This window comes from Moraxella sp. CTOTU47616, from assembly GCF_032017465.1.
In the GTDB taxonomy this organism is placed as follows: Bacteria; Pseudomonadota; Gammaproteobacteria; order Pseudomonadales; family Moraxellaceae; genus Faucicola; species Faucicola tetraodonis.
In genome coordinates this window covers 384,898-404,586 of the sequence record NZ_DALZPU010000002.1, presented here as the reverse complement: position 1 = coordinate 404,586, position 19,689 = coordinate 384,898, and the positions used below count along the sequence as shown (strand labels likewise).

General features: G+C 43.8%; 16 protein-coding genes. 8 read left to right on the top strand and 8 right to left on the bottom strand.

What is annotated here, in order from left to right:
• Window positions 1-7 precede the first annotated feature (7 nt).
• On the bottom strand, window positions 8-1,480 hold the full coding sequence (gene ccoN, locus RTS10_RS03930) for a cytochrome-c oxidase, cbb3-type subunit I (protein ID WP_312539326.1): 1,473 nt from the start codon (window positions 1,478-1,480) through the stop codon (window positions 8-10).
• 523 nt (window positions 1,481-2,003) lie between these two features.
• Between ccoN and RTS10_RS03925 the strand changes: the two genes are divergently transcribed.
• Window positions 2,004-2,393 (top strand): SCP2 sterol-binding domain-containing protein, encoded by a 390-nt coding sequence (locus RTS10_RS03925; RefSeq protein WP_135888677.1) that lies wholly within the window; start codon window positions 2,004-2,006, stop codon window positions 2,391-2,393.
• Window positions 2,394-2,445: 52 nt separating this feature from the next.
• Here RTS10_RS03925 and RTS10_RS03920 read toward each other — a convergent pair whose 3' ends face one another.
• Both RTS10_RS03920 and RTS10_RS03915 read right to left on the bottom strand, forming a co-directional pair.
• On the bottom strand, window positions 2,446-2,709 hold the full coding sequence (locus tag RTS10_RS03920; RefSeq protein ID WP_312539325.1) for a hypothetical protein: 264 nt from the start codon (window positions 2,707-2,709) through the stop codon (window positions 2,446-2,448).
• A 272-nt stretch (window positions 2,710-2,981) separates the two neighbouring features.
• Window positions 2,982-3,959: a hypothetical protein gene (locus RTS10_RS03915; RefSeq protein ID WP_219332119.1), complete on the bottom strand. Its 978-nt coding sequence runs from the start codon at window positions 3,957-3,959 to the stop codon at window positions 2,982-2,984.
• Between the two features lie 480 nt (window positions 3,960-4,439).
• On the opposite strand from RTS10_RS03915, the gene RTS10_RS03910 reads away from it, so the two are divergent.
• Both RTS10_RS03910 and lolD read left to right on the top strand, forming a co-directional pair.
• Window positions 4,440-5,675 (top strand): lipoprotein-releasing ABC transporter permease subunit, encoded by a 1,236-nt coding sequence (locus tag RTS10_RS03910; RefSeq protein WP_219332118.1) that lies wholly within the window; start codon window positions 4,440-4,442, stop codon window positions 5,673-5,675.
• 9 nt (window positions 5,676-5,684) lie between these two features.
• On the top strand, window positions 5,685-6,362 hold the full coding sequence (gene lolD / locus RTS10_RS03905) for a lipoprotein-releasing ABC transporter ATP-binding protein LolD (RefSeq protein ID WP_007115912.1): 678 nt from the start codon (window positions 5,685-5,687) through the stop codon (window positions 6,360-6,362).
• Here the strand turns inward: lolD and RTS10_RS03900 are convergent.
• Window positions 6,359-7,183, bottom strand: coding sequence for a YdcF family protein (locus RTS10_RS03900; RefSeq protein ID WP_312539324.1), 825 nt, complete (start codon window positions 7,181-7,183; stop codon window positions 6,359-6,361). The genes lolD and RTS10_RS03900 overlap by 4 nt on opposite strands.
• Before the next feature lie 102 nt (window positions 7,184-7,285).
• On the opposite strand from RTS10_RS03900, the gene RTS10_RS03895 reads away from it, so the two are divergent.
• The 4 genes from RTS10_RS03895 (at window position 7,286) to RTS10_RS03880 (ending at window position 12,984) form a co-directional block, all read left to right on the top strand.
• Window positions 7,286-10,141 carry a ComEC/Rec2 family competence protein gene (locus RTS10_RS03895; RefSeq protein WP_312539323.1) on the top strand — a complete coding sequence of 952 codons (2,856 nt, stop codon included), beginning with the start codon at window positions 7,286-7,288 and terminating at the stop codon, window positions 10,139-10,141.
• Between the two features lie 91 nt (window positions 10,142-10,232).
• Complete coding sequence (gene sppA / locus RTS10_RS03890; protein ID WP_203172115.1) at window positions 10,233-11,315, top strand: signal peptide peptidase SppA; 1,083 nt, start codon at window positions 10,233-10,235, stop codon at window positions 11,313-11,315.
• Between the two features lie 74 nt (window positions 11,316-11,389).
• Complete coding sequence (locus RTS10_RS03885; RefSeq protein ID WP_312539361.1) at window positions 11,390-12,220, top strand: alpha/beta fold hydrolase; 831 nt, start codon at window positions 11,390-11,392, stop codon at window positions 12,218-12,220.
• Between the two features lie 29 nt (window positions 12,221-12,249).
• Window positions 12,250-12,984, top strand: a complete 735-nt coding sequence (locus RTS10_RS03880) for a CPBP family intramembrane glutamic endopeptidase (RefSeq protein WP_312539322.1) — start codon at window positions 12,250-12,252, stop codon at window positions 12,982-12,984.
• 17 nt (window positions 12,985-13,001) lie between these two features.
• Here the strand turns inward: RTS10_RS03880 and dusA are convergent, their stop codons facing one another.
• The 3 genes from dusA to RTS10_RS03865 form a co-directional block, all read right to left on the bottom strand.
• On the bottom strand, window positions 13,002-13,970 hold the full coding sequence (dusA, locus tag RTS10_RS03875; protein WP_312539360.1) for a tRNA dihydrouridine(20/20a) synthase DusA: 969 nt from the start codon (window positions 13,968-13,970) through the stop codon (window positions 13,002-13,004).
• A gap of 131 nt (window positions 13,971-14,101) precedes the next feature.
• On the bottom strand, window positions 14,102-15,424 hold the full coding sequence (locus RTS10_RS03870) for an MFS transporter (protein WP_312539321.1): 1,323 nt from the start codon (window positions 15,422-15,424) through the stop codon (window positions 14,102-14,104).
• Window positions 15,425-15,723: 299 nt separating this feature from the next.
• A complete protein-coding gene (locus RTS10_RS03865; protein WP_312539320.1) occupies window positions 15,724-17,421 on the bottom strand; it encodes a phospholipase D family protein in 1,698 nt (565 codons plus the stop codon).
• Between the two features lie 157 nt (window positions 17,422-17,578).
• On the opposite strand from RTS10_RS03865, the gene RTS10_RS03860 reads away from it, so the two are divergent.
• Window positions 17,579-18,820, top strand: a complete 1,242-nt coding sequence (locus tag RTS10_RS03860) for an O-succinylhomoserine sulfhydrylase (protein ID WP_312539317.1) — start codon at window positions 17,579-17,581, stop codon at window positions 18,818-18,820.
• A gap of 73 nt (window positions 18,821-18,893) precedes the next feature.
• On the opposite strand, the gene RTS10_RS03855 is transcribed toward RTS10_RS03860, so the two are convergent.
• Window positions 18,894-19,658, bottom strand: a complete 765-nt coding sequence (locus tag RTS10_RS03855) for an NAD-dependent deacylase (protein ID WP_312539314.1) — start codon at window positions 19,656-19,658, stop codon at window positions 18,894-18,896.
• Window positions 19,659-19,689: the final 31 nt, after the last annotated feature.

Genomic DNA, 19,689 nt, shown 5'->3' with positions numbered 1-19,689 from the left:
TCTCTCCTTAAATCTGTTTTACGGTAGCAGTTTCTACTACAGGTGTAGTGGTATCCGCTACTTCAACAGTTTTAGTGCTTGGCATCGTGATAGTTTTGTAAACGTTGTAAGCCATGACTACCATACCTGTGACATACAATAAACCACCAAATGCACGACCAATGTAAGGATAGTGCGAGAACAAGACAGTATCAACGAAACTATATACCAGCGTTCCATCTGGATTTGTAGCACGCCACATCATACCTTGACCAATACCTGAAATCCAAAGCGATACGATGTAGAAAATAGTACCTGCCGTAGCCAGCCAAAAATGCGTGGTGATTAAATCAGTTGAATACATTTTTTGTTTGTTCCAAATACGTGGAATCAATACATATAATGAACCAACCGTAATCATACCAACCCAGCCTAACGCACCAGAATGCACGTGACCAACGGTCCAGTCAGTATTGTGGGATAACGCATTGACGGTTTTGATTGACAGCATCGGACCTTCAAATGTTGACATCGCATAGAATGACAGTGCAACAATCAAGAAACGAATAATAGGGTCTGTGCGAAGTTTATCCCAGCTGCCAGATAAGGTAAGTACACCATTAATCATACCGCCCCATGAAGGCGCAAATAAAATGATAGAAAATACCATCCCTAAAGACTGTGCCCAGTCAGGGAGTGCTGAATAGTGAAGATGGTGACCACCCGCCCACATATAAGACGCGATTAACGCCCAAAAGTGGATGATAGATAAACGATAGGAGTAAACAGGACGACCGATTTGTACAGGCACAAAGTAATACATCATACCCAGAAAGGCGGCTGTTAAGTAAAAACCTACGGCGTTGTGACCATACCACCATTGCACCATAGCGTCAGTCGCACCGCCAAATAAGGAATATGACTTCCAAAAGCTCACAGGGATTGCCATACTATTGACAATATGCAGTAACGCAATGGTCAAAATAAATGCAGCAAAGAACCAGTTAGCAACGTAGATATGCGAGGTTTTGCGTTTCAATAAAGTACCAAAAAACACAATAGCATAAGATATCCACACCACGGCAATTAAAATATCAATGGGCCATTCAAGCTCAGCATATTCTTTCGCTGAGGTTAAACCCAAGGGTAGGGTAATAATTGCGCCAACAATAACAAGGTTCCATCCCCAAAAGGTGAACCAGGCTAGATAAGGTGCGAATAAACGCGTTTTACACGTTCTTTGAACGATATAATATGAAGTTGCGAATAACGCACAACCACCAAATGCAAAAATCACCGCGTTGGTGTGCAATGGACGCAAGTGGCTAAATGTTAGCCAAGGGATACCAAAATTGAGGGCAGGCCATGCCAATTGTGATGCAATGAACACCCCAATTGCCATACCGATAATACCATATACTACCGCCATGATTGAGAACAACTTAATGATGTCCACTTCATAATCATCGGTAATAGGTATTGCTGTGTTTTGTAAATTCATTCGATGATTTCCTTTACAGCCTATATTATCAACAAGTTTAAGCAGAAATCTCCTTTGTGCCTGTCAATAAAACTATCCGGTCAGATACGTTGGCGCTAGTTATTTTTTTATAAGATAGGCTAACTGTTTAGTGGCTAGTTTCAGGATGGATTTTAAAGAAATTAGCGGCTAAATCTTGACGCAAAACAGTAAATTTACAAGCAGTAAAATAGGCTCAAACTCACGATTCTCACCAAGTATTGTAACTTAATCTTTGCTAAATATCATCTAATGTAACGTTCATAGCGCAAAAAAAAATTACATACCAACCATTATAATATGAAAAATAAAAAAAACCATGTAAATTGTGGGGATTTTTTTAACATCCTATACACTATCTAGTAACAATGCTAAAAATGGTTAACCGAGCGCCATTATCGTTGCTCTATAAATAGGTTTATTATGCGTCAGAGAATTGTCATTCATACAAAATCTCGGTAAGATGCACAAGTTTTAATACAACTAACGATAATGAGGATTTAAAATGGCTAAAATTTTAACACAAGAATGGTTTGATAAAGTTGACGAATTAACCAACAAAGCCGGTGACTTAAATCTACCACCCGCGATTAAAAATATGTCAATTAATTTACAAGTCACAGATAGCGACAATCAAGAAGTCAATGCCGCTTTTTATGATGGGACAATTCATCAAGGTTCAAAAGATGGCGCTTTAACCACCTTAAAACTTGATGCCGATACCTTAAAGGCGATATTTTTAGATCGTGATATGAACCGGGCAATGGAAGCCTTTATGTCTGGCAAAATCCGTGTCGAAGGCGATATGGGACAATTAATGTCTATTCAAACTGCAAGCCCAAGCGCTGAGCAAAAACAGCTTTTCAAAGACATCTTAGCCAATACACAAGTATAACCAATACACAAGTGTAATCGGGCTAATCAAATAATTTTGGATATTGCGAGCCTTATCCGTGTGTTAAGCGAAATATCACTAATACCCCGAGCACAAAGAAAATCATCGATAACATTCGGTGATTTTTTTTATCGCCTGCTTGGGTGGGGTACAGTAGCAAACCTGTGGTATAAACCATCAGCCCATTGACTGGGCTAGTTTGAGTGGCTAAGGTGGTTTGAGCAGATAGTGGGAGTGGGCTGTGATTTACCAATCCAGTCTGGGCTTGGATAGCGTCTGAAGTAGAAACTGCGGATTTAGTCGACTGATTTGGCATGGGTCATCTTCCCAAAATAACTGATAGAACACTCATAAACGTTAGCGGATAATGTTAGGTAGGCTGTTGAGCCACTATAGGATTTATGACGTTGATTGATAAAAATTGATTAAAACCAAATTTAAAATAACGATAATATAAAATTATAGTCAATTCAATGAATTAAATAAAATAAAGGGCAAAATTTACATTTATTTACAAAATAACAAAGCCACTGTCATAGTCGGCAGTGGCTTCAAGAAAATTAATCAATAATCTGACAGGGGAAAGGCTTAAAACGCTCTGTAATTGGTGGCTGTTTTTTTCTGGTTTTCCATAAAAATAGTCCCCTGTAGCCAAATATTGGCTTGAATATAATCGTTGACTTGAATGGTTGCATCGATGTTATCGGCATTGACCGCTAAACGAATAACGACAGGATTATCAAGGCTTTCACGTAATATCACCACATCAAGCAATACAAATTCAACCCCATTAAAGCTGGTAGTCTGTTTGCCAATAATTTGACCTTGGCACCACGCCTCATCTTGTTGCCCGATGGTTTCACCAAATAAATAAGCACACATATGACCGACATTGATTTCAATTGGCTCCAGCGGCAAGTCGTTTTCGCTAGGTTGCCAAGCGGCGATTTGGGCTTCAAGGTCTTTTGGGGCAACGTTATTATTTTTGGTCAAAATATCATTAAAAGCGCGGTGATAGCGAATCGCTTCAGGCTCATCAACCACAATGGTTTCTGAGCGGTTACTCAAGCTTACGGTGTAAGCAAATGCACTCAGATTGACTAAGTAGCGGTGATTTTTTTCATAGTTGTGCGCATTGATGGCATAATACTGGTCAAATACATACAACACGGTATTGTCATCAGTTTTTAAGCGCAAAATCGCTTCTATCTGATTGTCACATTTATAGACACCTTCAATAGTGACCCATTGCCCATACGGACTATTGACACAAGGAAACGCATTAATCAGACGTTTGGGTGAGCGATTACTATCAACTTCAATCACTTGATTGACATGAATCGGCTGATTACCCGATAGTAAAATATGCGAAGACGTGGCGTTGGTAGTCTTTAGTGGGGTAGGCATGGTGGCAGTATCGATATGCGATTGCAACCAATTTGGGACGTCATCGGGAATATTGTTGGTAAAACATGACCAGTGATCTGCATGACCAACCACTTGATCACAGTTTAGACTAATCGTATTGGGGGCATTTGAAGAAGGGGGTTGGTGAGTATTGGTCATAAGACGTCCTTTAAGTAACAACAGGTTTATCAGTAACAACAGGCTTATACTGCAAACACACTTAATAAACTAAACAGCTGTCACGATATTTATCAAAATTTTAATGATTACATTATCAGCTATCAATAGGCTAATATCAGCCTTCAAATCATCCCAGTTAAATCAACGAGTATCAGCTATTAACCTATCTGTTAATAATGGATTAACCCTTGATTAAGCAGGGATGAAATTTAATTCTGCTATGTTAATGGGGACATGCAGAATTTTTTCACCTTATTTTCCTTAAAACATCCACAATTTATTGCGCAGATATGTTTGATTCTGCGAATTTTTAGCAAAATTGCAAAAAAACTTTTGCCAAAACGGTAAAAAAATGTGTCAGACTAACACGCTTTTAGCAGGCTTAAATAATAGTTCTGAAAATAAGTTATTTCGTTGCCTGCTTGTATCATCAAAATAGTGATAATTTTTAGGAATGCTATGTTTCGACCGTTGGCTTTGTTTTTAGGATTACGGTATACCCGTGCTGAGCGAAGTAACCGATTTATTTCTTTTATTTCTTTGATTTCAATGGTGGGTTTGACGCTTGGCGTCGCCGTGCTCATTACGGTGTTATCGGTAATGAATGGCTTTGACCGCGAGCTCAAGAGTCGTATTTTGGGGATGGTGCCACAAGCCACCGTCACTGCCAGTGAAATTATCCCAAACTGGCAGACGCTGGCGCAAACGATTCAAAAAAATCCCAAAGTTGAAGCCGTCGCACCTTTTATCCAATTACAGGGTATGCTCACCGCGAATGGACAAGTCGCAGGTATCATGGTGACAGGTATTGAGCCAAGCTATGAGAAAAAAGTCTCGATTATTCATCAGCATATGGAAAGTGGTAGTGTCGATAGTCTAAAAGCCGGTCAATTTGACATTGTGATTGGCAAGCAAATGGCGGATTCACTGGGGGTGAAACAAGGCGATATGGTCACGCTAGTATTGCCAGAAGCTTCGCCATCGCCTGCTGGCGTGATTCCGCGCTTCAAACGTTTTACCGTCACTGGGGTGTATGACATCAGCCCTGAAGTCAACAATATTATGGCATTCATCCCGATGAATGATGCGGCTACGCTATTGCGTCTGCCTGCGGGAGCACAAGGTATTCGCATGAAGCTAAAGGATTTGTTTGCCGCACCACAAGTGGCTCAGCAAGCAGCGAGTCTTGCACCCAATATGCTCATGCCTAGTGACTGGACATCGACGCATGGGAATTTATTTGGTGCGATTCAAATGGAAAAAGCCATGGTGGGGTTGTTGCTGTTTTTGATTATTTTGGTTGCTGCATTTAACATTGTCTCATCCTTGGTGATGCTGGTGACTGATAAAAAGGCGGACATTGCGATTTTAAAAACCTTTGGTGCGTCGCCTAAGCTCATTACCCAAGTATTTATGGTACAAGGATTGTTTATCGGGGTGATTGGTACCGTCGCAGGAACTATTTTGGGCGTGATTTTAGCGTTGACCGTGAGCGATGTAGTAGGCGGTATCAATAGTTTATTTGGGTTACATTTATTTGATGCGTATTTTGTCAACTATTTACCTTCACAACTTGAATGGAAAGACGTATCCATCATCGTGGCAGCCTCACTGGTAATAAGTTTTGTGGCAACCATTTACCCAGCACGCCGAGCAGCGAGTATCCAACCGGCTCAAACATTGCGTTATGAATAGGAGTGAGCCATGACGGCGATTTTAACAGGAAACAATATCACCAAAACCTATCAAGATGGTAAGACCACCACGAATGTGCTCAATCATTTGGATATCAGTATTAACAGTGGCGAGCGCATCGCCATTGTTGGCACGAGTGGGTCGGGTAAAAGTACCTTGCTACATATCTTGGGTGGCTTAGATGTGCCGACCAGTGGGGAAGTTTGGCTTCATGGGCAACGCATCAATGATCTGAATGAAACCCAGCGCGGTGAGCTTCGTAACCAGCATTTGGGCTTTATTTATCAGTTTCACCATTTGTTAGCGGAGTTTACTGCCATTGAAAATGTGGCAATGCCGCTATTGATGCGAAAAGCAGTGCCAATCGCAGTAGCGCGTCAACAGTCTATTGAATTACTGGAAAAAGTAGGGCTAGGACATCGGTTGACCCATCGCCCAGGCGAGCTATCTGGCGGTGAACGTCAACGGGTGGCGATTGCTAGGGCGCTGGTGACAAAGCCTTCGTTGATACTGGCAGATGAGCCCACAGGGAACTTAGACTATGCCAATGCACAGGCGGTGTTTGAAATCCTCTCAGAGCTACAAAAAGATTTTAATACCGCGCTGTTGATGGTCACCCATGACCGGCAATTGGCACAGTTAGCGGATAAACAATTGGCCTTACAAAATGGCACGTGGGTGGCTTAATACTCATCGAGTAGCCAACCGCTGATAAAAGCAAAGTATTCGCGAAACCACACATTTGGACGGATATACCAAGGGGTGTCAGACCCGACCACCTGTAAATTGGTATATCCTTGTCGTTTGCCAATAAGGCTTGCGCGCAAGGTGTGAAAATCACTGGTGACTGCGATTATCGGCTGATTTAAGGCAATCCCTTGCTGCGCTAAAATCTTTTTACTATGGATAAAGTTAAGCTCGGTACTGGTGCTGTGTTCTTCAAGCGCAATATGCGCCAAGCTGATGCCATAGGTGTCGTGTAAATAGTCCGCCATCGCTTTGGCTTCACTGACATCCTCCCCTGCATCAAAACCACCACTGGTTATCACAAGTGCGTTTGCAAAACGCTTGATGACTTCAGATGCTTTATCCAAACGCAGTTTTACCGCATCGGTCGGCTTATTATCTTTTGTTCCGCCACCCAAAACAATAATCGCTTGCGCTGCTTTAGGATGGTTATCAGTGTTAAAGTGCTGTTTTAAATAGCTGACAAAGACACAAAAACTTATCAACCAGACAAAAAATAATAACCAAACCAGCTGCCATAGTTTTTTTAATGACGGCTGTGACGCCAAATAAAGTTGGATACGCTCCCAGTACACCGCATGGACTAAAAAAATTAGCCCTATGCCCAATGGCACTAGGGTGCCAATATGAAAAACACGATTGGCCAGCAATAACCCACAGTCACTAACCAGTATTAATCCTGCAATCCCTAGAGTGATTTGGATACTTTTTTTCCCTACGGCTGAGGCATTGTCATTGCCGCTACTAAATTGAGTCAACATCGATTAATAATTTCCAAAAGTTGCTATTTGTTTTACTATATCGTTCATTCGATAATTGTAAGGGAAGTAGCGAGCTATCGCTATCTTTATCAAGGATGAAACATGATTTGGCTCATCACGGTTGCCAGTTTGTTGGGTTTTTTAGTTGTCAATACACTAGCAAACCAACCCTTGATGACAGGCTATGCGCTAACAAATTATGAGATAGCCAGTTATGATGCAAAAATTTGGCAGATGTTATCAGTAGTACTGTTGATAGCGCTGCTAATCAATGTAGGTTTATACCATGGCTGCAACCGTAAACAGCTAAAACGAGCCTCACCAAACTCTGCATTCGCCTACCGTTTTGCCTTACCGTTATTATCAAGCTTTATCTTTTTGCTGACGCTCATGTTGAGCGCCAGTTATGGTTTATATCATCATAAGCTGTATCAAAACGCGTTATTGCCCTCAGCGCTCACAGTGGATGCCATCGTTGAATCGCATCAGATCAGCGATACGGTGAGCCAAATGAGCCCATTATCAAATGATAATGCCCTAATTGGCAATGGTTTCATCAAACAAATTTTGCAAGTCCGCGTTGATAAGGACGGTGATGCTGATGCATCGTCAGCAACCCCTCGACCACCGCTAACGACATTCATTACCGCTAACATCAAAGACAACCCTGATTGGGAAGCGACCTTGTCGCAGTTAAGACCTGGCATGCAGCTTAATGTAAAATTACAGCTTGAGCCCATTGCACAGGCTAAGCCTACAAGCTTACCCAATAATGCCAAACCGCTCATGCTAGGATTTGATGAAGCGCAATGGTTAAGGCAGCGTGAGGTGCAAGCGAAGGGAGTGATAATCGGTATTGAAAAAACGAGCCTACGGGAATTTAACCCATCCCATGTGAAAGACCGTATGGTTATTGCTATCGAACAATTGCGCTGGCAAATACGCCAAAAAATCCTCGCTAATTTGCATAGAACCCTGCTGAAACAATCGACCTCTATAGTCAATGTTAAAAATACCGATATTGCCCAACCCGCTTTTCAAACTTCTAGTCAGAGTGCTATTCAGGCCGCTATCCAAAGCCATGCAATCTTATTGGGACTGTTAACCGGTGATAAAAGCCTAATGGATAGCGACCTTAAGAATCGCTATCAAATCACGGGGATTAGCCATTTATTGGCAATTTCAGGCCCGCATGTGCTGATGCTAGCTTCTATCGTATCTGTTTTTGTATTATGGATTTTTAAGTGGCTTGCGCCGCAGTTGTTGGTCAAATTACCGAGTAGTTTATTGGTACTCTGGGTGAGTGTAGTGATGGCAGGGTTTTATGCGCTGCTGGTGGGTTTTGAAATACCTGCCCAGCGGACATTTTGGATGCTGTTACTGCTTACGCTGTCGAAACAGTTATTGGTTAATTTTTCTGCTTATCGGCTGCTGGCTTGGGTTGCGTTAGGCATGATTTGGCTAGAACCGACGGCAGTCGGGCAAGCAGGGTTTTGGTTGTCCTTTGTGGCGGTGGTTTTACTGTTAAAATTTAGCGAGACAATAGGGACAGTTAGCGCCATTGAAATTAAGGATGTTAGTCAGTTACTAGCGCCTACTGCACGCAGCGATGTGCTGAGTGGTTTTGTTAAAATCATCAGCCATCAATTCAAGACGTTACTAAAACTACAAATTTGGCTATTTGTTTGGATGCTGCCTATCGTGGTGTGGTTTTTTGGCAAAGTATCGGTTATTGGCATCTTGGTAAACTTGCTAGCCGTACCATTTTTAGGCTTGGTTATTGTACCTTTGGATATGTTGGCAGGCGTCGTTAGTTGGCTACCCGTGGTAGGGGATTGGCTAAGCCAAATCATTTGGTCGCTGCTAACAACCCTGCTCAATGTATTTCATCTTTTACTTAAGCAACTTATCGACATGGGTGTTGCCAAACAATCATTTTTCGCCTTGTCACAAACCCAGCTTGCCCTGTGCTTGTTAATTGCGCTACTGGGGTTGTTAAAAGGCTTGTTGCCTAGAATGCTGATGTTGCCACTGGCTATCTTGTTGATATTATTGCCACTACAGCAGCGCAGCTTAAATAACAACAAACCGACTCTAGCAGTTGGTGATAACCCTAAACTGGTGATTAGTTTATTAAAGAAAGGCGATGATAGCTGGCTGATTTTGTCCGATAACCAAGTCAAAGCCGCGCAGACGGATAAACCCAATTTTTTGAAAAGCAAACAAGCTATCAGCAATGTTGCAGTTGATGAAGAAATCAGTTCGCTGTTGAACCGTGATATTTATCCGCTGTTGGCAAATCAGCAGGTTCACCGATTAACTGGGGTGATTAGTCAAACGCCCAGTGTTCGTGTCAATGAGCTGGTGCAACAACTGGCAACCCATGTACCTATTAAAGCCTACTGGCTGGCAGGGTATGATGTCGAACACAGCAGGCTTGATGTGACAGATAAGGCTGTATCTGCAAGTTTTCGTGCGATTACACCGAGGAGCTGCCAAACCGCGCAACGTTGGCAACAAGATGGCTTGGAAGTGACAGCGGTGTCGGGATGGCACTTGGATTTAGCCTTAACCGATGAGCAAAAGCTAGCGACCCAAACCTGTTATATTCACATTCGTTTCAAGCCACCAACTAGAAAGCCCTACGATGTGCTGATGTTGGCAGGTAATAGCGATATCCCCATGCAAATGACTGAAAAATTATGCACGGTGTCGGCGACCCATTTACTCATTCAGCCCTATACGTTATCCATTAAACCATCGTGGCTAGCGTTGACTAAACCTTCCTTACTGCATGTGGTCACAGGCGCGTATAAGTCGCAAAAACTGGGCGAAGATAGCCAATTATCGCTGGCTAGTTGGTCAGTGGATAAGCCTGCAGACCACCCATTCGAAGTCCTGTATGCCGATCAAGTGGGCGCGGTAATTTACACGCTTACCCCAGATGATACGGACTGATACTTGACGATTTGGCTACAAGGCAGTGATTGTAATTTTGACCGCTTCCCCCTATCATGGGCGGTAAATTACCTATTGCTAAGGAACTTTTATGTCAGATAATTGGCCACCCGATCCCAACCAACCCTCACAGTCAAAGCCACCTGTTCAACCAAACCATGCACAAAACTTGCCACCCAATGCGCCATACGCAGGCAAAGAATGGCAATTGCTAGAAAAAACCCTGATGGCAAGCCTTGTGGAGCAGCGCCGTGCAAGACGCTGGGGTATTTTCTTTAAGCTTATCACCTTGGGGTATGTGCTACTATTTGGCGCGGTAGTGGCAAAAGGCTGTAGTGGCTCTGCCAAAAGTGGCATGAGTGATATCGATATGAGCAAACCGCATTTAGCCGTCGTCGATGTCAAAGGCGTTATCAGCAGCGACAATGAAGCCAATAGTCAAGCGGTGGGCGAAGCATTGACGGAAGCGTTTAACAACGACCAAGCGCAAGCGGTGGCGTTACGCATCAACTCACCGGGTGGTTCGCCTGTACAATCCGATGAAATCTGGCAAACCATGACCGAATTGAGAAAAGCCCATCCTAACAAAAAACTGTATGCCGTTATCGAAGATATGGGTGCTTCGGGCGCGTATTATATCGCATCTGCGGCAGATGAAATTTGGGTCAATCCCTCAAGCTTGGTCGGCTCAATTGGCGTGATTATGCCAAGCTACAATGTCCAAGGTTTGATGGATAAACTAGGCGTTAAAGATGGCACCATGACAGCCGGTGCGCACAAAGATATTTTAAGCATGAGCCGCCCGCTCTCCGAGTTTGAGCGCCAACATGTACAAGGTGTCCTTGATAACACCCACGCCCATTTTATCAATGCTGTCAAACAAGGTCGCGGCAATCGCCTCAAAAACCCTGACGCCAATCAGCTTTTTTCTGGGTTATTCTGGAGTGGTGAGCAAGCGATTAATCTCGGTTTGGCAGATAAAAAAGGCGGCATCAGCACCCTTGAGTCTCAGCTAAAACTAGACAATGTCGTGGAATATAACCCAGAAGACCCGGTGAAAAAAGTGTTGGGTAAATTTGCCAGCCAAATCGGCTATGGGTTTGGCGAAACGGTCTCCAAAGGCTTTGCCAGCCAATTAACCCACGCGGCTGCAAATGACAAAGGGATGCAATAGCCATGTCATCTGAGATTAGCCAGCATCCATTAGCCCATCGTTTGCTGTCTGCGCATCTAGCGACAGGCATAGAAGTGGCAGGACAAAAACCGCTGATACACTTTGCGCATGCCAATGGGATTCCATCACGAACCTATCAATATCTGTTTGATTTGCTGAGTGATGAATTTGATATTGTCTATATTCCAGCGTTAGGCATTGACCCGCGTTATCCGGTTGACAATCATTGGCAAAAACTGACCCAACAAGTGATTGATAGCATCCAAGCGCACTTAAGCGCCCGCGGGCAAACCAAGGTCATCGGGCTAGGGCATTCGCTTGGTGCATTGTGCACGCTGCAAGCCAGCTATGAGGCGCCCGAGCTATTTAGCCAAGTGATTGCCTTAGACCCACCGCTCATTCATGGCTACTATTCGATGGCACTACATTGGGCAAAACGCTTTAGCCCACGGTTGGTAGATAGGCTCACGCCTGCAGGTCTATCAAGCCATCGCCGTGACACGTGGCCAAGCCGTGAAGTCGCCTACGAGCATCTGCGGCATAAGGCATTCTATCGATACTTTGATGAGCGCTGTTTTAATGATTTTATTCGTTATGGCTTGACTGATACGGCAGATGGCCAAGTGACGCTTACCATTCCAAAAGCGGTGGAAGTAGCGGTGTTTCGCACTAATCCCTCACTTTACTGGCAAAAACCTAACCATCCGCCGGCTGTCCCTGCCAAGCAAATAATTGGTAAAGACAGCCTGTTTCTCAAACGAGGGTTCCCTGCGCTGGTCAAACAGCGTATGGGCATTGATTTTGAAGTGCATGAAGGCGGACATATGTTCCCGTTAGAATACCCAGCCAGTACGGTTGAACGAATCAAAGCGCTTATTCACTCGGTCAATCATGATAGTCAGTAACAACATAAACATCCATTAAAGGGTTTAATGTGCAAAATTTATCATTACAGCCTAGTACCCCCATCTACGATTTGCCAAAGACCATTGTGCTATCTATGGTGTTATTAGCGGTGTTTTTTGCCAGTCAATTGATTGGCGTGGTGTTATTTGCACCATGGGTGCTACAAGATGCCGCAAATTTGGATATCGCTGAACAAGTGTTGCAGGGCAGTGAAAACGGCACCTTAATGAGTCTAGCGCTAGGCTTTACCTTAGCCATGGTGCTCGGCTGCGTTTATTTGTTTATCCGATTTAAAAACAGCCGTATCAAAGATTATCTTGCCCTTAATCCCTTTACTTGGTATCAGTTGTTACAATGTAGCGCGCTGCTGATTGTGCTAAATGTTATCATCAACCTAGTCACCGTCTGGCTGGGTCGCGAGCCCATGATGTTTATGGACAATCTTGCTGAGTCCGCACATCCACGGTGGCTGCTTGTGCTGGCGATGGTGGTATTTGCGCCGATTTATGAAGAAGTGATATTTCGCGGGTTTATGTGGACAGGGCTTGCCAGCTCAAAGCTTGGTATGTGGGGCGCCAGTGTGCTAACTAGTATTGTATTTGCGGTGATTCATATGCAATACGGTGTGGTCGAGTTGTTGGGGATTTTTTGTCTAGCGATGTTATTTAGCTATGGGCGTATCATATCAGGGTCACTGTTATTGCCTGTGGTGTTGCATATGATGAATAATGGCTTGGCGATGTGGCAGTATTTATACAGTTAGTCTTTTTTAGCTAACTTTTAACCCGCATTTAACGCCAAAACCGCTTCACCCGCTTCACGAACTTGGGCAACCGAGAGGGATTTTTGCCCGCTAAGTGCCTGACGCCATTTACGACTGCCTGTCAATCCTTGAAACAAGCCTAAATAATGGCGCATAATGACCGTCAATGGTGTGCCACGCGCGTCACTGGCTGCCAAAAAATCCAGTAACTGATAAAAAATATCCGCTCGGCTAGGCACAGGCTCGCCCCACAGCTGCATGGCTTCGGCTAGAATATAAGGGTTGTGATAAGCTTCCCGCCCAATCATCACGCCATCGACTTTCGTCAGATGGGTTTTGATGTCATCAATAGTGGTGATACCGCCATTGATTTCCACGAATACATCGGGAAAATCCTGCTTTAAGCGGTACACATCCTCATAGCGAAGAGGCGGAATTTCACGATTTTGTTTAGGGCTTAAGCCTTGTAGCCAAGCGGTGCGCGCATGGACGATGACATGCTGACAACCTGCTTTCACCACATGATCCACAAAATCCGCCATAAACTCATAACTATCAAAATTATCAATGCCAATGCGATGCTTGACAGTGACAGGAATATCCACCGCATCACGCATCGCAGAGACAATATCTACCACCAATTCGGGCTCTGCCATCAAGCAAGCCCCGATTTTGTAATGTTGTACCCGATCGGACGGGCAGCCAACATTTAGGTTAATTTCATCATAACCGTAGTCTTGTCCGATTTTAGCACAGCGCGCCAATTCGTCAGGATTCGAGCCGCCAAGCTGAAGCACCAAAGGATGTTCATTGGGATAAAATCGCAGCTGATAGTCGGTATCTCCCTGCAATATCGCCGAGGTACTGATCATTTCAGTATAAAGGTAACTATAAGGATTGAATAATCGAGCAAAGTAACAATAGTCGCGCGTACTCCAATCAATCATCGGTGCGGTGGACAAGCGTTTATGCTGCATGGTGGTCATAGGCAGGGTTATAGGCAGTGTCATAGGCAAATATTCAAAAAAGTGGCTAATCTATAGCTAATCTATCAGCCAATCAATAAAAGCGGGCGCTAAAAAAAGTGATGGTAAAACAAGTATAATAGATAACAAGCTTAAGAGTTCATCAGCCGCTTATCTTCCATGCGGTACAAACCATGCAAATTGGTCAACAATATACCCATGATAATGCCAATCACACAGACAAACACCAGATACAAGGCGCTTGAAAGCATTAATTTATGTGAAAAATAAACCAATAGCACAGGCAATAATGCGCCTGCCAATGCAAACGCCACGTTATAGCTAAAGCTAATGCCACTTAGGCGTACACTCACTGGAAACATACGCACACAAATACTTGGGACTAAGCCAATCACACCAGAGAAAAACCCTAAAATTGCATAATTAATCAGTAATAGCTCGCTACTGTTTTTTAGTGAAACAAAGAAAATAACACTGGCAATGCTTAAAAATATACAGCCTAAAGTAAATACACGACCTGAATTAAAACGATCGGCAAAATAACCATAGGTTAACGCCCCCAATCCACCAAAGATAATACCCACTCCATTAGATATCATCATCAAACTGGTATCGACATCAAAAAACTGGATACCCAATATCGGCAAAAGCAAATAAATCGTCAAATAAACACTGGCGGTAAACCAGGACAAACCCAGCGTCATCACCGTACCATAACGGTATTTGATAATAGCTCGGCGTATCGGCAGACGTTTAACCAAGCGATTTTTAGACTTAGCCATCAGCCAAAGCGGGGTTTCTTCAAGCTTGGCTCGTAACAGCACCGCAAATAGCGTACCGATACTGGCGAGGACAAAAGGAATACGCCAGCCATACGATTGCATCTGGGCAGGGGTAAGCATATTTGATAACGTGGAGCTTAAAATATTGCCCATCAACGTCGACAAAATCAGCGCACTGATGAGGCCGCCACACACTGACCCTAATTGACGCCGTGGCATATGCTCAGCAATATATACCCATGAAGCGGGTACCTCAGCCCCATAGCCAAAGCCTTGAATTAAACGCAACAATAGCATGAGAACAATCGCTGCCACACCGATATGATGATAAGTAGGCAAACAGGCAATCACTAAACCAGACGCACCCACCAATAGCAAACTATACAGCAACACATGTTTTCTGCCATAGCGATCGCCGATATCACCCAATATCAAACCGCCTAGCGGTCTTGACATATAACCGGCTAAAATCAGTAGCAAAAAACAAATCGACTTTAACGACTCAGGTATATTTTCTGGGAAAAAAGCTTGATTGATACTATCATTAAAATAAAAATAAATCGTAAAATCAAAGGAAGCAAAAAAAGCCCCAAAAATCGTTAAATACACCACGTTTTTTTCGTAGCGATTTAAATCCCTAATTTCTTCGTTGGCATCATGAAAAAATGGCATAGTCGACAATATCACCTAGAAGCTGGCTAAAGGTTTGCACGCTTTATAATCAATGAACAGATAGGTTATTTAACGTGCTAAAAAATTAAATTCGTCACTATTCACATGACAAATTAAATTACTTGAAAAATTGAACAATAATTTATCAAAACTGTAATAAATTTAATTATTTAAACAAATATTACAAGCAAACGTCATGATTTAACAGTTGAGATATATTACTTTTTGAAACCGCATACTATAGTGATTTTGGTACTATTTTTACTACCAAAAATGTGTGTTTTTTGTAATATAGCCGCTTACAATAAGCGCTTAAATGGCAAGGCAGAAAAAATCTTTAGCCAAAGTCCATTGACAAACGTCATATGCGGCTCTTTATCCAAAGTGATAAGCTTTTTATTGGTTCTATCATCATGGGTTTGCCACATCAATTGTCCATTATCATCGAGATTGACGCGGTAACTGACATTGAGCATGGAGTTGTCGAACGTATTATGAAAGGATTTGGCAAGCGCTTTATCTTCAATCAGCACACCAAGCTCGGTATTGATGTTGGCAGAGCGCGGATCCACATTGTAAGAACCGATAAAAGTATATTTGTCATCCACCGCAAAGGCTTTGGTATGCAAACTGGTTCTATACTTACTGCGATATAAGCTACGTTTTTTGCGGCGAAAGTCTGCATCGGCAGAGGATTTTAGCTCATACAGTCCAATTCCCGCTTTGAGCATCGGCACGCGTGCCACGTTATACCCGGAATGCACGATAGGCACATCGGTTGATTCATACGAGTTGGTAAAAATATTGATTTTTACCCCGTTTTCCATGAGTTTGCTTAGTTGCAGCACGCCCAAGTCAGTGGGTACAAAATACGATGAGACAATAGTCAATTGCTGTTTTGGGGTGCCAATACGTGCCCGAAGCTTGGATACCAATCGGTTATCTTTATCATCTTGATTAAGCAGTTTTTTGACATCATCTGCCAAAAATTCCATTGGTTGCCAACGAAATTGGATTTTTTTGTGATATAGTTGTTTATCGACTATGGCGCCATTTTGTACCCGATAAAGTTGCGAGCTTTTATGCAGATGGGACTGGCTGTTGATCGGTGCAATCGCCGTCAAAGTCCCCAAAAATGGCTCATCGCTTTTATTACGCTCGGGGTTTTTTGAGGGTTTGACCAAACGCTCGATATCATACGATAGAGGACTATCCCAATAATCTTCAAAACTATCATTGATTTGGTTGACCACTTTGCCGGCAAGCAAAACATCCAAATCAGCAAACTCAGCAATGCTATCTTTACGCAGATATTCATCGCCAATATTGCGCCCACCAATGATGGATAACTGGCGGTCAAAGGTCATGCTTTTATTGTGCATGCGGCGTTGGTAGCGGGGCAGTGCTACCACAAAATTGGCGGGGGTAAAGCCGCGCACCACTTTGGGGTTAATCAATCGCACTTGGATATTAGCATGCGCAGCAAAGGCAAGTAGCTGTTGGTCAAGTTCCGGATTGGTGTTCAAATCATCGAGTAACAGTCGTACTTTGACACCACGATTGGCGGCTTGGTACAAGTCTTTGAGCATCAATTGTCCTGCTGCATCGTTGTGCCAAATATAGTATTGAATGTCGATGGTCTGCTGAGCCATCTCGGTCAAAATACTGCGTGAGGCAAACGCATCACTGCTATCAATCAGCGGATAATAACCGGAAAATTTGCTCGGTGAGGGGTTTTTGCTAGCACTGATACGGCTGATTAAATATTGACCTTGGATACGCGATTTTTCAGAAAATTTTTGCGCACCTGTCAGCTGCGTTGACACAGTTGGCGTAGCGGCGATATGGGGGTTGTTCGGCAGCATTTGGCAAGCGGTAAGTGGCGTAAGTAGCAGCGTAAATAGCAATGGCAAGCAAAATGTCACAATTTTGGGCGTGAGTTTTTGCGATGCTAGTCTGACAAAGCCAACAGATACCGAATAAAATGCTGCTACCAAAGCCTGAATCCTTTTAAAAAAATCACTGATTAACGTGACACTCGCCTAAGAAAAGTTGGTTGTCATGGCGTTTTTGCATAAAATACTCACTTGAAAGCGACCGTCAAATCCAACTTATGCTATCATAATTTATTTGATGCACAAAAGATGTAACATTATGACCCAATTAGACCCCAACTGGCAAAGTGATGCACTTGATTTGAGCCTAGACTATGCCGACCAAACCATCGCCGTGCGCGGCGGTTACCACCGTACCGATGAAGGCGAACATAACGAAGCGATTTTTACCACTAGCTCCTACGTATATAAAAATGCCCAAGAAGCAGCAGACCATTTTAATGGCAATAAAAAAGGCAATGTCTACTCGCGCCATACCAATCCAACCGTGCGCGCTTTTGAGCGTAGATTGGCAGCATTAGAGGAAGGCGAGCGCTGCGTGGCAACCGCATCAGGCATGGGCGCGATTTTGACCATGTGTTTGGCGTACTTGCAAGCCGGTGACCATCTGCTAGCCGCCAAGCAATTATTTGGCTCATCCGTCGCCCTGTTTGATACCTACTTTAAAGCGTTTGGCGTCGAGGTGAGTTATGTAGACTGTTTTGACAATGAGGCATGGCAACAGGCGATGCAGCCTAATACCAAGGTGCTGTACTGCGAAAGCCCCTCCAATCCTTTGGCGCAAATTGCCGATTTAAGCTTTTTATCAAGGCTGGCGCATGACCACGATGCGCTATTAATCGTCGATAACTGCTTTGCTACCCCTGCTATTCAAAAACCTTTAATGTTGGGTGCGGATGTGGTATTGCATTCCGCCAGTAAATATATTGACGGTCAAGGTCGTGTGCTAGGCGGTGCACTGGTCGGTAACAATGACTTGATGGAAAAAGCCTTTGGGGTGGTGCGTACTGGCGGGATTAGTCTATCGCCCTTTAATGCGTGGGTGTTGCTAAAGGGTCTAGAAACCTTGTCACTGCGTATGAAAGCCCACTGCGAAAATGCCAATCAGATCGCTAAATTTTTGCACAATCACCCAAAAGTCAGCAAAGTCCATTTTTCAGGGTTGCCCGATCACCCATCCCATGATATCGCCAAACGCCAACACACCGCGCTCAAAAATGTGCAAGGCGGTGCGTTTGGTGCCATTATTGGCTTTGAGGTGGCTGACCAAGCGGCAGCCTGGCATGTTATCGATAGTACCAACATGATTTCGATTACCAATAACCTAGGCGATGCCAAAAGCACCATTACCCATCCTGCGACGACGACCCATTTTCGCATGACACCTGAAGCAAGAATCGAGGCAGGCGTGAGCGAAGGCTTAATTCGCTTCTCGGTGGGGCTTGAAGATGTCGATGATATTATCGCTGATTTAAAACGCGGTTTGGATACACTCGCCTGATATAAAGCCAAAACCCATTAGCCAGAACCCAAAAGCCAGTAGCAAAATTTACTGGCTTTTTTATTGTGCTTTTTTATTTCAGCGCCTTGACCAATAACGGCAATATTTTCCCTGCGTTGTCGGGTAACACGATGTCAACCGCTGTGGTCTGGGTCGGATTGGGATTAATCTCGATGACGGTTGCGCCCTGTTGTTTTGCCAAATCAATCAAGCCCGCTGCAGGATAAACCACGCTTGATGTGCCGATACTCACCAATACATCACAATTGAGCGCTGCCGTTTCTGCCGTTTGCCAAGCGTCTTGGGGCAACATCTCGCCAAACCACACAATATCCGGGCGAATCAAACCGCCGCATTCACAATGCTTTAACTCAGTGTCTGTGACAGCAATCGCTTTGGTATACGGCTTGCCGCAATCATGACAACGATTTTTGGCCAAATTCCCATGCAGTTTTGCCACCGTAGCACCGCCTTGCTCATGCAGATTGTCGACATTTTGACTAAACAACGTCCAAGTCTTACCTTGCTGCTTTGCCAATGTTTGCCATTCACCTAAGGCAAAATGGGCAGGATTGGGCTGTTTATCGGCGATTTGTCCACGCCACCATTGGTGCCATTGCCACACCAAGGCAGGCTCCTTTTCAAACGCTTGAATGCTGACCAAATATTCGGCTTGGTATTGTTGCCACAATCCAGTAAGTTTATCCCGAAAAGTCGAAATGCCACTTTCAGCCGAGACACCTGCCCCCGTCAGGATGGCAATATTTTGCGCACATTTAATAACACTAGCGGCTTTATAGAGAGCGACCTCTAGCGATGGGGGTGTAGTTGTTATCATAGTCGTAGTTTTTTGCTATTAATGGGTTTAG